At 45.8% G+C, this 15,635-nt stretch carries 14 protein-coding genes; 11 read left to right on the top strand and 3 right to left on the bottom strand.

Going from position 1 to position 15,635, the window contains the following annotated elements; translation table 11 throughout:
• The first annotated feature begins 526 nt into the window (after window positions 1-526).
• Window positions 527-1,531 carry an NAD-dependent epimerase gene (locus tag B3D59_RS01335; protein WP_286817277.1) on the top strand — a complete coding sequence of 335 codons (1,005 nt, stop codon included), beginning with the start codon at window positions 527-529 and terminating at the stop codon, window positions 1,529-1,531.
• A 52-nt stretch (window positions 1,532-1,583) separates the two neighbouring features.
• Here the strand turns inward: B3D59_RS01335 and pepN are convergent, their stop codons facing one another.
• Complete coding sequence (pepN, locus tag B3D59_RS01330) at window positions 1,584-4,190, bottom strand: aminopeptidase N (protein ID WP_286817276.1); 2,607 nt, start codon at window positions 4,188-4,190, stop codon at window positions 1,584-1,586.
• 62 nt (window positions 4,191-4,252) lie between these two features.
• On the bottom strand, window positions 4,253-4,909 hold the full coding sequence (gene elbB, locus B3D59_RS01325) for an isoprenoid biosynthesis glyoxalase ElbB (protein ID WP_004074081.1): 657 nt from the start codon (window positions 4,907-4,909) through the stop codon (window positions 4,253-4,255).
• A 311-nt stretch (window positions 4,910-5,220) separates the two neighbouring features.
• On the opposite strand from elbB, the gene B3D59_RS01320 reads away from it, so the two are divergent.
• A complete protein-coding gene (locus tag B3D59_RS01320) occupies window positions 5,221-6,555 on the top strand; it encodes a UDP-glucose dehydrogenase family protein (RefSeq protein WP_286817275.1) in 1,335 nt (444 codons plus the stop codon).
• A gap of 130 nt (window positions 6,556-6,685) precedes the next feature.
• Window positions 6,686-7,615 carry an exopolyphosphatase gene (locus B3D59_RS01315; protein WP_286817274.1) on the top strand — a complete coding sequence of 310 codons (930 nt, stop codon included), beginning with the start codon at window positions 6,686-6,688 and terminating at the stop codon, window positions 7,613-7,615.
• A 52-nt stretch (window positions 7,616-7,667) separates the two neighbouring features.
• Here the strand turns inward: B3D59_RS01315 and B3D59_RS01310 are convergent, their stop codons facing one another.
• Window positions 7,668-8,726 carry a KamA family radical SAM protein gene (locus B3D59_RS01310; protein WP_286817273.1) on the bottom strand — a complete coding sequence of 353 codons (1,059 nt, stop codon included), beginning with the start codon at window positions 8,724-8,726 and terminating at the stop codon, window positions 7,668-7,670.
• Between the two features lie 276 nt (window positions 8,727-9,002).
• Between B3D59_RS01310 and B3D59_RS01305 the strand changes: the two genes are divergently transcribed.
• The 8 genes from B3D59_RS01305 (at window position 9,003) to B3D59_RS01270 (ending at window position 15,366) form a co-directional block, all read left to right on the top strand.
• Window positions 9,003-10,241, top strand: coding sequence for a tyrosine-type recombinase/integrase (locus B3D59_RS01305; RefSeq protein WP_286817272.1), 1,239 nt, complete (start codon window positions 9,003-9,005; stop codon window positions 10,239-10,241).
• A gap of 64 nt (window positions 10,242-10,305) precedes the next feature.
• Window positions 10,306-10,764 carry a MerR family transcriptional regulator gene (locus tag B3D59_RS01300; protein ID WP_286817271.1) on the top strand — a complete coding sequence of 153 codons (459 nt, stop codon included), beginning with the start codon at window positions 10,306-10,308 and terminating at the stop codon, window positions 10,762-10,764.
• 64 nt (window positions 10,765-10,828) lie between these two features.
• Window positions 10,829-10,999 (top strand): helix-turn-helix transcriptional regulator, encoded by a 171-nt coding sequence (locus B3D59_RS01295; protein WP_286817270.1) that lies wholly within the window; start codon window positions 10,829-10,831, stop codon window positions 10,997-10,999.
• Between the two features lie 185 nt (window positions 11,000-11,184).
• Window positions 11,185-11,673, top strand: a complete 489-nt coding sequence (locus B3D59_RS01290; protein ID WP_286817269.1) for a hypothetical protein — start codon at window positions 11,185-11,187, stop codon at window positions 11,671-11,673.
• A 174-nt stretch (window positions 11,674-11,847) separates the two neighbouring features.
• Window positions 11,848-14,223, top strand: a complete 2,376-nt coding sequence (locus B3D59_RS01285; protein ID WP_286817268.1) for a phage/plasmid primase, P4 family — start codon at window positions 11,848-11,850, stop codon at window positions 14,221-14,223.
• A 170-nt stretch (window positions 14,224-14,393) separates the two neighbouring features.
• The gene (locus B3D59_RS01280; RefSeq protein WP_286817267.1) at window positions 14,394-14,720 is read left to right on the top strand and encodes a putative quorum-sensing-regulated virulence factor; all 327 of its coding nucleotides are present in this window, start codon (window positions 14,394-14,396) and stop codon (window positions 14,718-14,720) included.
• Window positions 14,717-15,187, top strand: a complete 471-nt coding sequence (locus B3D59_RS01275) for an ERCC4 domain-containing protein (RefSeq protein WP_286817266.1) — start codon at window positions 14,717-14,719, stop codon at window positions 15,185-15,187. Before B3D59_RS01280 ends, B3D59_RS01275 begins: the two co-directional genes overlap by 4 nt.
• The gene (locus B3D59_RS01270) at window positions 15,184-15,366 is read left to right on the top strand and encodes a hypothetical protein (RefSeq protein ID WP_286817265.1); all 183 of its coding nucleotides are present in this window, start codon (window positions 15,184-15,186) and stop codon (window positions 15,364-15,366) included. Before B3D59_RS01275 ends, B3D59_RS01270 begins: the two co-directional genes overlap by 4 nt.
• Window positions 15,367-15,635: the final 269 nt, after the last annotated feature.

Raw genomic sequence — 15,635 nt, 5'->3', positions numbered from 1 at the left:
GAAATAGGCAGAATGGGCCAATATGGTGATAGGGAGATTCTGTCTATTTATTTTATAATTTGTACTTCTGTTTTCATTTTTCATAAATATATGGCCTTACAGCTATGAAAAATGAATGGTCACACCGATTTCTTCCAGTTGGCACAAAAACAAAAATCAAGATAAAGCAGAGATTGAACTCTGGTTAATTCCTATCATCGACTTGAATAAATGTCTATCAGAGAACCCCGTAATTTTTGTTTTTTTTAACTGGACACCTTGATTTGTCATGTAGGCCTGATCATGATACAACACATAAATTGTAGAAGTTTTATATTAAAGTTGTGAGTTGTGAGTATTGAGTAGTGAGATTTAAAACAAGCTGTTTTCTCAATACTCAATACTCACAACTTTCATTGCTTGTTGTGTCCGTCAGGACATGGTCGTTTATTAACTTTGCAAGTTTATCCGGGCCAACCGGGCACAGAACATGGAAAAACAGAATAGCAGTTTTCCTGATTCCATATTTTAATTTAAAGGACTGGACATGAACATATTGATCACCGGTGCAGCCGGGTTTATCGGGTCTGCGCTTGCTTTGCGGCTGTTGAATGACGGTCATCGTGTATGGGGGATTGATAATCTCAACGATTATTATGATGTGAACCTGAAAAAAAACCGGCTGGCGCGCTTGTCCGGGTATCCGGATTTTACATTTATTCTTCTGGATCTTGCGGACCGGCCCGACATGGCCAAGCTGTTTGAGGAAAATGCCTTTGACTGTGTGGTGAATCTGGCGGCCCAGGCAGGGGTGCGGTACAGCCTTAAAAATCCGGCCTCCTATGTGGATTCCAATTTGGTGGGGTTTGGCAATATTCTTGAAGGCTGCCGCCATGGCGGGGTCAAGCACCTTGTGTTTGCCTCTTCAAGTTCGGTGTATGGGCTGAACACCCACATGCCTTTTTCGGTTCGCCATAATGTGGATCACCCGGTCAGCCTGTATGCGGCTTCCAAAAAAGCCAATGAGCTCATGGCCCATTCTTACAGTTACCTGTATAATCTGCCGGTAACAGGGTTGCGGTTTTTTACGGTGTACGGTCCCTGGGGCAGGCCCGATATGGCGTTGTTTCTTTTTACCAAAGCCATGTTAGCCGGCCAGCCCATCAAGGTGTTTAACAACGGTGAGATGCAGCGCGATTTTACCTATATTGATGATATTGTGGAAGGGGTGGTCCGGGTGATGCACAATATCCCTGGGCCTGATCCGGCATGGAGCGGTAAAAGCCCGGTTCCTTCACGCTCTTGTGTACCGTACAGGATTTACAATATTGGGAATAACGAACCTGTGCCGTTGATGGATTTTGTCCATGCCATTGAAGATGCCCTGGGCAAAAAAGCAAAAATTGACTATCTGCCCATGCAGGCAGGCGATGTGCCCGCCACCTGGGCTGATGTGGATGATCTTATTGCCGATACCGGGTTTAAGCCTGAAACCTCTGTAAAGCAGGGAATACGGAATTTTGTGGAGTGGTATAAGGAATACTATGCCTGATAAGGGGTCCCCGCAGTTTTCACTGCGGGGCTATCTTTTTTATACCGCCGGATTACTCTAAGGCCCGGGATACGATTTCATATAAATTTTTGGACAACGTTTTTTGTCCTGCCATGGTTTCAAGTTGCCTTTTCATCAAAATTCGTCTGTTCTCATCATACCGTTTCCACAAGTTGAAACATGCGCAAAGCCGTGCGGCTGTCTGGTGGTTGATTTTATCCAACGCCAGAATGCGTTCTGCCACAAATTCATACCCCTTTCCGTCAGCCCTGTGAAAATGCATGGGATTGTTCATGGCAAAGGCAAATATGAGCGCCCGGACCTTGTTGGGGTTGGCCATGGTAAAATTTTTGTGGGTTGTCAGTTCCTTTACCTGATCTAACGTGTCCTTAAGCCTGGACTGGGCCTGGACGGAAAACCATTTGTCGATCACCAGGGTCCGGGCCTGCCATTTGTTATAAAACGCCTGACATGCGCTGTCCCGCATTTCCGGAGTCATGTGGCTTAAAATTTTGAAGGCGGCAAACTCATCCGTCATGTTGCCGGCGTTTTCAAATTGTTTGAGCACAAGGGCCTGGTTTCCTTTGTCCGGCATGCAGCCAAGATAGGTAAGGCAAAGGTTTTTAAGGCTTCTGTCCGCCATGGCCGCGCCAGAAATATCATCCGGGGTTGCGGACTGGCAGATTTCATATACGGTTTTTAATTCTGATTCCAGGTTTTTGGCCAGGGTTTGTTTCAAAAAGGTCCTTGCCTGGTGAATGGCCTCTACATCTATGATCTCAAAATGATCCTTGATTTCTGTTTCCAGGGGCAGGGCAAGGGCCTTGGAAAGAAATGCCCGGTCTTTTTTCCGGTCTTCCAGGGCCAGGGAAAAGGCCTGTATAAGACCGGAAGATACGGTCATGGCCCTGCCGGTCTGGATGGCTGTCACCAGATTTTTTATCTCATTGATGAACAGGGTCTGGGCGGCACGCCATTGATTAAAAGGATCAGTATCCCGGGCCATGAGAAAGGCAAGGTCTTGATCAGAAAAATCCGTGCTCAGACGGACAGGGGCGGTAAATTCCCTGAATACGGAAGGGTAGATATCAGCAGATACATTTTCAAATTTAAAGGTGTGGGTTTCCTGTGTCAGCTCATACAGCGCCTCTTGTTTGACAGTTTCCCCGGCTCTGTTGATCAAAGAGATCCGGACGGGTATGTGAAAGGGTTTTTTTTCGGATTGATTCCTGTCCGGGGATGTGGACTGGGTAAAGGTTAAGGAGAGGCTCCCTGTATTATCATTATATTGACGGGTCATGGATATTTCCGGTGTCCCGGACTGGGTGTACCACAGGAAAAATTGATCCAGGTTGCGGCCGGACACCGTTTCCATGACACCAACAAAATCCTCAAGGGTTACGGCCATGCCGTCAAATTTTTCAAAATAGAGATCCATGCCCTGTCTAAACAGATCCTGACCTATGAGTTGATAGATCATGCGGATCACTTCTGCACCTTTTTCATACACGGTCATGGTATAAAAGTTGTCCATTTTGATGTATGAGTCCGGTCGTACCGGGTGGGTCATGGGGCCGCTGTCTTCGGGAAATTGTGCCACCATAAGGTTTTTTACATCAATGATGCGCTTCACCGGCCGTGAGTTCATGTCCGATGAAAATTCCTGGTCCCGGAAAACAGTGAGACCTTCCTTAAGGCTGAGCTGGAACCAGTTTTTCAGGGTGATCCGGTTGCCGGTCCAGTTGTGGAAATATTCGTGTGCAATAACGCCCTGAATGCCCATGAAATCGTCGTCCGTGGCTGTTTGCGGGTCAGCCAGCACATATTTGGCGTTAAATATGTTCAACCCCTTGTTTTCCATGGCCCCGGCATTAAAATCGTTGATGGCCACAATTTGGTACAGGTCCAGATCATATTCCCGGCCAAACCGTTTTTCATCCCATGCCATGGCCTGTTTCAGGGATGTCATGGCGTGGCTGCAAAGGGCGATATTCTCTTTTTCAGAATAGATTTTAAGCGCCACGTCCCTGCCCGATGATGTTGTGAACAGGTCCTCCAACACGGCAAGATCCCCTGCCACCAGGGCAAAAAGGTAACAGGGCTTTTTAAAGGGATCTTCCCAGACGGCAAAGTGACGGTTGTCGTCAAGGTCTCCGGATTTCACAGGGTTTCCGTTGGATAACAGAATCGGGTAGCGGGTCTTATCGGCCACAATAGTACAGGAAAACGGTGCCATCACATCGGGCCGGTCAGGGTAGGGCGTGATGTTGCGGAATCCCTGGGCTTCGCACTGGGTGCATAAAATGCTGCCCGAACGGTATAATCCTTCTAAAGCCGTATTTTCATCGGGGTTAAGGATGTTCGCGATTTCAAGCTCGAAAACATCCGGGGTGGCTGCAAGGGTAAAGGTTTCATCGTCGCTTTTGTACTCACCGGGCAAAAGTACCATGTCGCCGGCAAGCACGGAAATAATGTCAAACTTTCCCTTGTTCAGTACCAAAGGAGTTGTTTCATCTGCCCAGGCCGGATCTTTTCTCATTTTAAGTTTGGATGTCACCCGGGTGTGGTCGTCCCGGATGTTAAAGATCAGGTCAACATGGTCGACAATGAATGCAAAGGGCCGGTAGTCTTTTAACTGTATTTTTTTATGTTCATTCATAATAAAAGCTAAAATACAACCGGCCCACAGCCTTGTCAATTAAGGGATATATAAAATACGGATTATATCATGGCCAAGACCTCAGTGACTAATTTTTCAATTCCCATGGCAACGTTTTTAATATTTGGCCCAAGCATATATGCCGGCGTTGTTACAATTTTTCTCTTCCGGTCTACATGTATCTGATCAACAGCGCATGCCACATGCTTGCCGCCCATTTTCTCGATCGCGTCTGCGGTTCCCAGATCATTTCCAATGGTGACTTCAGGATGTTTGTCGGCAATTGCCTTCGTTAACGTCGCCGGAGCAATACAAATGGCACCGACAGGCTTTTTGCCATTAATCATATCCGTTATAATTCGCTGAACTTCCGGGTGAACCTTAGCCTTAATATTATTAATTGCAAAATCACTTAAATTTTTGGCAGCACCAAAACCACCTGGTATGATGAGGGCATCCATATCGCTTGCTTGAACCTCTTTTAAGTCCTTAATCTTTCCGCGGGCTATCCGTGCAGATTCTACCAACACATTTCTTTTTTCGGATGCTTCCGTCCCTGATAAATGATCAATGACATGATATTGTTCCATGTTCGGTGCCATACAAATAATATCTGCATCGGCTTGATCCAAATAGAGCATTGTCAACACAGCTTCATGAATTTCAGAGCCGTCGTATACGCCACACCCTGCTAATAATACGCCAACTTTTTTACTCATAACAGATCCTCCAAAATTTCAATTGTAATTTTTCTTAAATCAGCCTGTTAAAAAAAATACGATGTCATCCGAATAACAAATGCGAACAAGTAATTTATGTGTTTTTTTACATAACGCCGGAAATATCACTTCTATTTTTCCCTATCAGAAAGAAATTGAGTTGACAAGCAATTTATAAAATGAATTAATTACCATTACAAAAGTTTCAGATCCATTGTCTGACAATATTCAATTCATCTCGATTCAATTTGTCTAAGGCCGTAAATCATGGGGGCCGTTTGGGCAATATAATGAAAGGTATCACTAAATAAATGAAATTAACAATTATCGGAACCGGATATGTAGGCCTTGTCACAGGTGCATGTTTTTCTGAAATGGGAAGTCATGTCACTTGTGTGGATATTGACAAAGAAAAAATAGATAACTTGAAAAAAGGGATTCTTCCCATTTATGAACCGGGACTTGAGTCGATAGTCCTTAATAATTATAAGGAAGGCACGCTGAATTTTACCACCTCTCTGGCCCAGGCCGCAAAGGATTGCAATGTGTTTTTCATTGCCGTGGGCACGCCGCCGGGGCAGGATGGCTCTGCTGATCTGCAGTATGTGCTGCAAGTGGCGCGGCAGATCGGATCGGTTATTGAAGATTACGCCGTGATTGTGGATAAATCCACGGTACCCGTGGGAACGGCAGACAAAGTCAGGGCACAGGTCAGTAAAGAACTTGAGACCCGGGGTGCAGCCATTGAATTTGACGTGGTATCCAATCCCGAGTTTCTTAAAGAGGGAGCGGCTGTTAATGATTTCCTCAAGCCGGACCGGATTATTGTGGGCGCAGATTCCCATCGGGCTGCAAAGTTGATGCGCAGGCTGTACGCACCTTTTTCAAGAAACCGGGACAAAATGTTGTTCATGAATGTTAAAGATGCTGAAATGACGAAATATGCGGCCAACTCCATGCTGGCCACAAAGATTTCATTCATGAATGAGATTGCCAATCTGTGCGAACGGTTGGGTGTGGATGTGGAGAACGTGCGCAAGGGGATCGGTTCAGATTCGCGTATCGGGTATTCATTTATTTACCCGGGCTGCGGATACGGCGGATCATGTTTTCCCAAGGATGTCAAAGCCCTTGTGAAAACTGGTAAGGATGCGGGGTTTGTTCCCATGGTTCTGGAGGCGGTGGAGGAAAGAAATAATCTTCAAAAACAGGTGCTGGCAAACAAGGTGATTAATAGATTCGGACAGGATTTGACCGGGCGCACATTCGGCATTTGGGGGCTGGCCTTTAAACCCGGCACCGATGATATGCGCGAAGCCTCCTCCCGTGTATTGATTAAAGCCCTTTTGGATGCAGGTGCCCGGGTTAATGTTTATGACCCCGTGGCCATGGACCAGGCCCGAAAGGAGATTCCGGCACAGGAGCAGGAGAAGATCTGTTTTGCCCAAGACCAGTATTCAGCCCTGGACAGCGCGGATGCATGTATTCTGGTTACGGAGTGGAAGGCCTTCAGACAGCCGGATTTTAAAAAGATGGCATCCCTGATGAAAGAACGGGTGATTTTTGACGGTAGAAATCAGTATGACCCTGACGAAATCAAAGAAGCCGGTTTTGAATATCACGGAATAGGACGGGAACTGGGATAGCGCTTTTTGTCTTTTAGCGTCCGGATGTCAAAATGATTGAGATTTCTGTGGGTTTTGTGCTAATATACCAGAATCATTATCATTATATTAATCTTATAAATATTCGTAACAAAACAATAAGGAGATCATCATGAGACTGGTTACCCGATCCGATTTTGATGGCCTTGGCTGTGCGGCCATTCTCAAAGAAAAAGGAATCATTGATGAGATTAAATTCGTCCACCCCAAGGATATTCAGGACGGCAGAATTGAAATAACTTGCGACGATATTTTGGCAAACATTCCTTTCGTTCCTTGTTGCGGTATCTGGTTTGATCACCACTCCAGCGAACAGGAACGCAAGGTATTCGGCAATTTTGAAGGGAACTGTGAACCTTCGGCGCCAAGCACATCCCGGGTTATTTACGAGTATTATGGAGGGTTGAGATATTTTAAGAACCAGCATCTTGATGAACTGGTCCGTGCCATTGATAAAGCAGATGCTGCCCGGTTTACAAGAGAGGAACTTCTCAATCCCGAGGGCTGGGTTCTTTTGTCTTTTATTATGGATCCCCGTACCGGTCTGGGGCGTTACAAGGATTACCGCATCAGCAATTACGCTTTGATGATGGATATGATTGATTACTGCCGGAACAAGAGTGATAAGGAAATCCTTGAGATTCCGGATATCAAGGAACGAACCGTGCGGTACTTTGAACAGGACAAGCTCTTCCGTCGGATGCTCCTTGACAACAGCCGGGTGGAAGGAAATGTTGTCCTCCTTGACTTAAGGGAGCAGGATGAAATCTATACAGGCAACCGGTTTCTCTTATACAGCCTGTTTCCCGAGGCTAATATTTCCGTGCAGATTATGTGGGGCTTCCAGCGCCGGAATATCGTGATCACCTGCGGTTACAGTATTATCAACGACACCGCCGGAGTTGATGTGGGCTCTTTGATGCTTAAACATGGCGGCGGCGGCCACAGGCGTGTGGGTACTTGCCAGGTATGCATTGATAAGGCAGATGATGTTATCAAGCAAATTCTCGAAGAACTGAATAAGCCGTGTGTTTCAATTTAACAGGCGAAAAATATTTTCCGCTGCCAGGTCTAATGTTCTCAATCAACATCAGCTATTTTAACACAACCTTACCCGGTTCCCCTGGGATTTCCCTGACATAGCGTGGGACTGCATATCCCGGCAACAGTCTCCTCAGTTTTGTTATCAGGTCGCATCCTTCTTCGGGTGAGACTTCAAAATGTGCAGCGCCGGCAACCCGATCAAGCTGATGAAGATAATATGGCATAACCCCTAAATCAATGAGACGCTCAAAAAGCTCAGCCAGCACAGGCAAAGAATCATTCACCTGTCGTAACAGCACGGTTTGGCTTAATAAAATGCACCCGGAATCCATTAATTCTTCTATTGAACGGGAAACCCCGGAATCAAGTTCATTGGGATGATTGACGTGTAATACAACAATCATTTTAGCTCTCTTGCCATAACGTTTATGATTACTCAGCAAGCTAAGCAGGTTTTCAGTAAGCCGCTGGGGAATGATAATCGGCATCCTGGTATGAATTCTGATTCTTCGTATACCCGGGACCTGGTCAAGGTGGAAAATGAGATCCTGAAGTTGCCTGTCACTTAACATCAGGGGATCCCCGCCGCTGAGGATTACCTCGTGGAGTGTGGGGTCAGCCTTAAATCGAGCGGCAATGATTTCCGGATGAATACCGGAACCGCTTGAAATGCTGTTTTCCTCTATCTCCGGAAGCGGTAGATGCCGCCTGAAGCAGAAACGGCAGTGAATACTGCACGCCTTGCCTGTTACGATGAGAGAACGGCCGTGGTATTTGGACAGGGTGCCTTCAGGGCTTAAATGCCCATTCTCACCAAGCGGATCGGTTGTAAAGTCCGGACTCACAGCAGATTCTTCCTTTCTGGGAAGGACCTGAAGTAAAAGCGGATCCAGGGGGTCTTTGGGCTTGATGCGCTGTAAAAACGGTTCAGGTACAAGCATTGGAAAATTGGAATTTAAATCCACATGTTCGTTTGAGATTTCCAGACGTCTGCATAGTTCAGCAGGATCTCGAACTGCCTCGGCAAAAATTTTTTTCCACAGGGGTGAACAGTTTTCCACAATATCAAAAGGGGTTTTAAGATTATTTTGTTTTATTCTATTGTTCATGAATGATATGAGAATATTATCGAAAAATCGGCTATAAAGTAAAAAAAGCCACTGCAATCACAGTAGCTTTCCTTTTAAATGGCGGAGAAGGGGGCCACCCTTTCCTTGTTGCAATCAATATTTTTTTGTTTCATAACCATCTGAAATAATATCTTTTGTTGTTTATCTGTTTTTTTTCTCGTTCTTATCTGTTGCAATCAATTTCATGTTTTAGTATTCCTTTATGGTAACACAGATGATGCCACAAAAAACAGGGAATAGAACTGGGGGGCCTTTATGCCCAAAAGAGTGAAAAACCTTACCGCTGTTGAGGTTTCACGGATTAAAGCGCCTGGCCGCCATGCGGTAGGCACCATTGCAGGTTTATTAATGGTTGTCAAGCCTTCCGGCACAAAATCATGGATTTTCCGGACAAAGATAGGGAATAAGCGCCGATCCATTGGTTTGGGTGGATATCCTGACGTAACTCTTGCCATGGCCCACGAGAAAGCCAGAAGTATTAAAAAAATGGTTGAATCTGGATTTGACCCCGTTGAAGAAAAAAGGAAACACCGGGATGCTCTCAAAAAAGAACAGGCGCAATATTTGACCTTTGCAGACGCTGCCCGGAGGTGTCACCGGAAAAAAGCAGCCGAGTTCAAAAGCGACAAGCATGCAAAAGACTGGATATCATCCGTTGAAAGGCATGTTAATCCCATCATAGGGGACATATCAGTATCTGATATTGATCTGCCGGAAATATTATCCGTACTTAAGCCCATCTGGACAGAAAAAACTGAGACCGCAAGCAGGGTTCGGCAAAGGGTGGAGCAAGTTTTGAATTGGGCCACTGTCTCAGGATATCGCACGGGTGAGAACCCGGCAAGGTGGGTGGGAAACTTGTCTGAAATTTTACCCAAACCATCAAAAATAAAAAACGAGCAACATTTCAAAGCCTTGCCATACCAAGAGATATACGAATTTATGATTCAGCTAAGAAAACGGCCAGCGATGACGGCCAGGGCGTTGGAGTGGATCATACTTACGGCCTGCCGATCATCTGAGGCAAGGGGCGCAACATGGGATGAAATCGACATGGTAAACCGTATCTGGGTAATACCTTCGGAGCGTATGAAAATGGACCGGGAACACCGGGTGCCTTTGTGTGACGATGCTATTTCATTGTTGGAAAAATTGCCGAGATTCGAGGGGAGCAATTATTTATTCACGGCTGCCCGGGGCGGCATGTTGTCAGACATGAGTATATCTATGTTATGTCGCAGGATGAAAGTAAGCGCCGTCCCGCATGGATTCCGGGCCACTTTTAAGACCTGGGCGACTGAGCAAACCGCTTTCCCTGATTTAATGTCTGAAATGTGCCTTGCCCATAAAGTTGGAAATGATGTCAGGGAAGCGTATGCGCGTGGGGATCTGCTGGACAAAAGGCGCAATCTCATGAATTCTTGGGTGGAGTATATAAATAAGGAACCTGCTTGCACTGATAATGTTATACCTATTAGAAAGATTATCGACTAAAGATTGCAACTGATTAAGAAAAAATGCTTGCAATGAATCACTGTTATGATTTATACATAAGATTATGGAAACAGAATTCAATAAAAAACGGGTAGCGGAAATAACAGGTCTCACGGAGAGGCAAATTCAGTTTTACACTGAAAATGGTATTGTTACGCCTGAAGTTGATCCGGGAATGGGGCGTGGGAAACGAAGACTCTATTCCCATGATAATCTCTTTCAATTTAGTATCATTAAGGAACTTACAAGTTTTGGGATTCCGATTAGTAAGTTAAAGTTCATTTTTGATTTGTTGGAAACACGGACGTTATATAGAGAATGTCAAAAAATCATTGAAAGTGACCCGGAACTTCAAGTCTTTGTTAAGGTTTTTTATTCGGATGTCTTTGATAAATTTTCTGTTACATATTTATCACTAAGAGACTCTGATATAGTTCTAAAGGTTTCTGAAATGAAACATATCACAAACTGTTTTGTTATCAATTTGAGAGAAATTTATTTTTCGTTGAAACGGCATTTTTAATATTTTTTTGCCTAAAATGAATCATAATCATGATTTTGACTGATAAAAAGAAGGATTAAAACCAATGGTTTATTATTCGGACACACAGCTTGCCAAGCGCTACGAAACCCACCGGACAACAATCTGGCGTTGGGTTAAAACATCTGGTTTTCCGAAGCCAATTAAATTGAGCAAAGGCTGTTCGCGTTGGGACATCGAAGAAGTGGAAGCGTGGGAACGACGTAAAAAAGCTTAAAAAGAAAAACGCCGACATGGTTTTCCGCCCTTGGCGTCAAGGAAACAGAATGATTGAATATTGCCGAAAATAAACAATTGCATGTTTCTGACTTCAATTTCTTGAACTCACTTTTTTATTGACACGAGCTCAACAAGCATATATTTTGAGCTCAAGCTAAAACATTTATTTTAAGAGGTAATATTATGTCAAAAAGAATTTCTATTACGCTGGGCGCTGAAGAGTCAGAACGATTTCAAAAATTTATTGATTATTCCCCTTCGGGTACGACCCCAACGGGTGTTGTGCGATCCCTCATAAACGCTGCAATTAACCGGGTGAACCACGCCAGGGCAACCGGCCTTGTGCCGAAGAAAATTAAAAACATAAACCCCGATGTGATCGAGAAAATGGGAGAGTTCTCCAACGAATATTCGGATTTTAATCTTTTTTGTGCGCTCCACTATCGTGAGCTTGAAGTCATCACTGAGGAGCAGTTTCAGAACCACAGAGACAATTTACCATTTTATATTTTTGCACGAAGTCTTGAAAACATAGAGCTTGACAAAAACCTGGACGGCACCCTTTCCGACAAGGAACGCAGACTCATGGAACTTGAGGCACAGGCAGAACAGTTGAGAGCAGAATTAAAGGCTGAAGCCGAAAGAGAAAAAGAGAGCAGAAACGAAGATTGAAAAATAGCCGGTATGCCCCGGGGGGGAGCCGCCAAGCAATCCCCCCGGGGCGTGCCATGATCGAGACACCAAATCAAGATCGTAGGCGCGCCCACCATATCACACCCGCGCGCCTACGATCCATAAAAAAACGCCCACCGGCGGACAACCAGATGGGCGTTTTAAGGAAATCGAATGTTGAATAATACAAAAATTATCGGGAAAAATCAAGAAAAAAATTATTCGGATGCGGCAATTAATATCCTTATGAATGCCCGTGATTTTGTGACCCAAGCCGCTACAGGATCGGGCGCAGTGTCTGGTGAGATCCGAGCCAATTGCATTTGCCAGGGCGGACAAGGCCAGGATAAGACCCTGGGCATTAATCTTGATACAGGCGTTTTTCATTGCCACCGTTGCGGAATCAAAGGGAATTTTCTCAAGATCAATGGTTCAAGTTCTGGCAAAAAGCCCTTGGCCCAACATATTTGGGATGAATCCATGAGCAAGGTATCCCATCCGTATATTGATAAAAAGCAGATTCGACCTGACGTAATAAGGGTTGATAAACATGACAATTGGGTGGTGCCTTTCCATGATAGCGCCGGTCAGCTCCAAACCGTTCAGCTTATCAGCCTGGATAAAAAACTTTTCCTGAGCAAGGCCAAAAACAACGGCCAGGGCGTAACCGGATCAGCCTATAAAATAGCCGGGACAAATGACGTTGTTTATGTATGCGAAGGCCCGGCAACCGGACACAGCATCCAAGAGGCCACAGGCTCAACCGTCTATTGTGTTGGTGGCAAGGAAAATTTTAAGCATGTCCTGCCCTGGGTGAAGGAAAAGCATGAATCCGTCATTGTGGCAGCGGATAACGATTCAAGCGGGGACGGGCTAAAAGCTGCAAACAAGGCGGCGTTTAAAAATGGTTTGAAAATTGTCATACCGCCAGGCGCGGGACAGGACTTTAATGATTATGCCAAGGCCGGTCTTGATGCCGCAAAAGCGATCTTAGAAAATCCAAAAGAACCAGCACAGCCAAGCCAGGAAGACGCCCAAAACGATGAATTAGACGATTATCTGAGCAGGTTTGGTCTATCGCGGCAAGACATTATCAATTCCGCCTTTGATGGGCAAAAAGGTTGCTCTGATATTTCTAAACAAATTCTTAATGGGAAGTTTTGCTTTGATCATGCAGCCGGGATTTGGCATAAGTTCGCCGGCCACTATTGGGCATCGGATGGCACTGGTGAAACTTTCCAGGCACTTGATGACGTTCAGGATATTTTTAAAAAGACCGAATCCCACATTCGCGGTGAAATTATTATTATTGGGCAGCGGCTCAAAACAGCGGATCAGGCTCAAAAAGAATCCCTTGAGATGCAAGTCAAAACACTTGAAAACAAACAAAAAGCCCTGCAAACAACCATCCGTAATTTGAACAACCTTTTTTATCGGAAACAGGTAGCCGAATTTGCAGCCATGGGTCCGAATAGCCTGGGGATCACCGGCGACGAATGGGACCGGGACCCGTATGCACTGCCATGTAAAAACGGCGTTGTGGACCTTAAAACAGGCGATTTGAGACCTGGTAAGCCGGAGCAATACCTAAAGTCAGCTTGTCCTACAACATACCACAAAAGCGCCGTCTGTAAACAATTTGAACGTTCCTTGATGGAAATCTGCGGCAACGATACGGAACTGTTTTGTTATATTCAGCGGATGCTTGGCCATGCCCTTGTGGGTGCAAACCTTGAACACAAGCTTTTCATTTTCTTTGGTGCTGGGCGCAACGGTAAGGACACTTTGCTTGAAACTATAAAATTTGTCCTGGGTGAGAATTTGGCCGGGCCGGTACAATCTGAACTGCTATTGGATCAGGGGCGCTTAAGAAGTTCGTCCGGGCCGAGCGCCGATATTATGCGTCTCAGGGGATTACGGATCGCTTGGGCATCCGAGACCAACGAGGGCCGCAGGATGGACACAGGCAAGGTCAAGCTTTTGACAGGAGGCGGGGATCTGGTGGGCCGGGCACCCTATGGGCGGAAAGAAGTGTCATTCCCGCAATCATTTTCTTTAATGCTCCTCACGAACAATCGGCCCCATGCACCAGCCGAAGATTTTGCCTTGTGGCAGCGCATCCACCTTGTTCCATTTGGCATGAAATTCGTGGACAATCCACAGGAACCGGACGAACTGAAAAAGGACCCGCACCTATGGAGTAAATTGCAGGCAGAGGCCGAAGGTATCCTTTCATTCCTGGTGGCAGGTTGCCTTGAATGGCAGGAACACGGCCTTTGTCCACCTGAGATCGTAACCAAATCAACGGATGAATACAGGACCAGCGAAGATTTACTTCAATTGTTCATAGATGAAGCTTGCATTGTCGGGCCTGGATACACAGCGAAGGCAAAATCACTGTTTGACCATTACAAAACTTGGATGACTGAAAACGGATTGAAGCCTTTATCCGGTACAAAATTTGGTCTCAAGATGGGCGAACGCTTTGAAAAAACCAAGGGAAGGACCGGAGCTTGTTATCAAGGTATTGGAATTATTGATGATATTTAAGTGTGACGGGTGTGACGGGTTAAGCCCTTTTTGCGTAACTTTTTCAACCAGGGAAAATTAGGTTTCTCGTGGAGAGAGTTTTATGCAAATTGCTGTCAACCCGTCACACCCGTCACAAACCAGAACTGTTTTTTCTTGAGATATGACCACACGGTTATAGGAGATGAGACATGATAATGCCCTGGGGAAAATATAAAGGAACGCGCATAGAGGATTTGCCGGACTCATACCTGCTTTGGCTGAACTTCACGGCAGACGTTAGTGATTGTTCCCTTGCCCTGGAAATCAAGGCAGAAGTTGCGGACCGCTTCCCGGATCGGATACCGGAACGGCTGGTTTCGTACCCTGTCCGAGATGATAGCCCGCTGTCCCTTGAAAACATAAAGGCCATTTACCGACAAATGGCGCTTACTTTCCATCCGGACCGAGGAGGTAACCTTGAGGCGATGAAGGCAATAAATCTGTTTTACCAGAAGCTTGTGGAGGTTGCGGCATGATAATTTTGACCGACACACGAGAGCAAAGACCATATTCTTTTGAGAGTGTTCCCAACGTCCATGTGGATGCCGCCACCCTGCCGACTGGTGACTATTCCCTGCCGGGATTCGAGGACCGGGCGGCCATCGAACGGAAATCTATATCTGACCTGATTGGATGCCTGAAGGGTCAGGGCCGGGAACGGTTCGAGAGGGAACTATCCAGGGCAAGGGCTTATGAGTTTTTTGCCGTGGTGATCGAGGCCGGACTCCACCAGATCAGCATGAAACAGTATAACAGCGCTATGTCTCCCGATGCGGTACTTCAATCAATTGCAGCGTTTCATATTCGGTATGGTGTGCCGTTTATGTTTGCCGGAGATCGTGCAGGGGCTGAATATCTGACTCATGCCTTCTTAAGCAAATATTCAAGAGAAATACGCGAACGGTTTAATTATCTAACAAAATATGAAGGAATAGAACAATGAGACATAAGGAGCTTACAAAGATCATTAACACCCGGTTTAAAACCCTGGAAGACCGGATCAAATCCAGGCCACAGGGTGGTGATTTCAACGGCCTACGGAAGTTTTTATCCCGGCTTACGGCTGACATTCAGGAGTTCGAATCCTTGCTTGATGAACTTGAGTGGAGGATGCCGTCATGATGGATCGTGAAGCGCTTGTAGCTTTGTGGCGTGGTACGGCGGGCAAAGATGTTCATGGCAGGCCCGTCCCTCGTGGCCTGGTGGCGCAGGCGGGCAGGCATCATGGGCCGGGGGGTCAAATCTTGCCGAGATTGCGATCCCGGAAACCTCGTTCGGCCGCATTTAGATTTTTAATTCCCGATTTATGAAAAAAAGGTGCAAAAAAATGGAAAATAGCAAAAGCACAGGCCGAAAAGCCAAATTCGTTTATTTTATACGGGGTGCAAGGT

Origin of the sequence: Desulfobacter sp. UBA2225 (genome assembly GCF_002348205.1) — a bacterium.
Lineage (GTDB): Bacteria > Desulfobacterota > Desulfobacteria > Desulfobacterales > Desulfobacteraceae > Desulfobacter > Desulfobacter postgatei.
The sequence above is the reverse complement of the archived record's forward strand: the minus strand, read 5'-3'. Positions and strand labels throughout refer to the sequence as shown.

Excerpts from the sequence above, each read along its gene's own strand:
- B3D59_RS01335 (WP_286817277.1), top strand. The coding sequence starts at position 527 with ATGAACATATTGATCACCGGTGCAGCCGGGTTTATCGGGTCTGCGCTT.
- pepN (WP_286817276.1), bottom strand. The coding sequence starts at position 4,190 with ATGAATGAACATAAAAAAATACAGTTAAAAGACTACCGGCCCTTTGCA.
- elbB (WP_004074081.1), bottom strand. The coding sequence starts at position 4,909 with ATGAGTAAAAAAGTTGGCGTATTATTAGCAGGGTGTGGCGTATACGAC.
- B3D59_RS01320 (WP_286817275.1), top strand. The coding sequence starts at position 5,221 with ATGAAATTAACAATTATCGGAACCGGATATGTAGGCCTTGTCACAGGT.
- B3D59_RS01315 (WP_286817274.1), top strand. The coding sequence starts at position 6,686 with ATGAGACTGGTTACCCGATCCGATTTTGATGGCCTTGGCTGTGCGGCC.
- B3D59_RS01310 (WP_286817273.1), bottom strand. The coding sequence starts at position 8,726 with ATGAACAATAGAATAAAACAAAATAATCTTAAAACCCCTTTTGATATT.
- B3D59_RS01305 (WP_286817272.1), top strand. The coding sequence starts at position 9,003 with ATGCCCAAAAGAGTGAAAAACCTTACCGCTGTTGAGGTTTCACGGATT.
- B3D59_RS01300 (WP_286817271.1), top strand. The coding sequence starts at position 10,306 with ATGGAAACAGAATTCAATAAAAAACGGGTAGCGGAAATAACAGGTCTC.
- B3D59_RS01295 (WP_286817270.1), top strand. The coding sequence starts at position 10,829 with ATGGTTTATTATTCGGACACACAGCTTGCCAAGCGCTACGAAACCCAC.
- B3D59_RS01290 (WP_286817269.1), top strand. The coding sequence starts at position 11,185 with ATGTCAAAAAGAATTTCTATTACGCTGGGCGCTGAAGAGTCAGAACGA.
- B3D59_RS01285 (WP_286817268.1), top strand. The coding sequence starts at position 11,848 with ATGTTGAATAATACAAAAATTATCGGGAAAAATCAAGAAAAAAATTAT.
- B3D59_RS01280 (WP_286817267.1), top strand. The coding sequence starts at position 14,394 with ATGATAATGCCCTGGGGAAAATATAAAGGAACGCGCATAGAGGATTTG.
- B3D59_RS01275 (WP_286817266.1), top strand. The coding sequence starts at position 14,717 with ATGATAATTTTGACCGACACACGAGAGCAAAGACCATATTCTTTTGAG.
- B3D59_RS01270 (WP_286817265.1), top strand. The coding sequence starts at position 15,184 with ATGAGACATAAGGAGCTTACAAAGATCATTAACACCCGGTTTAAAACC.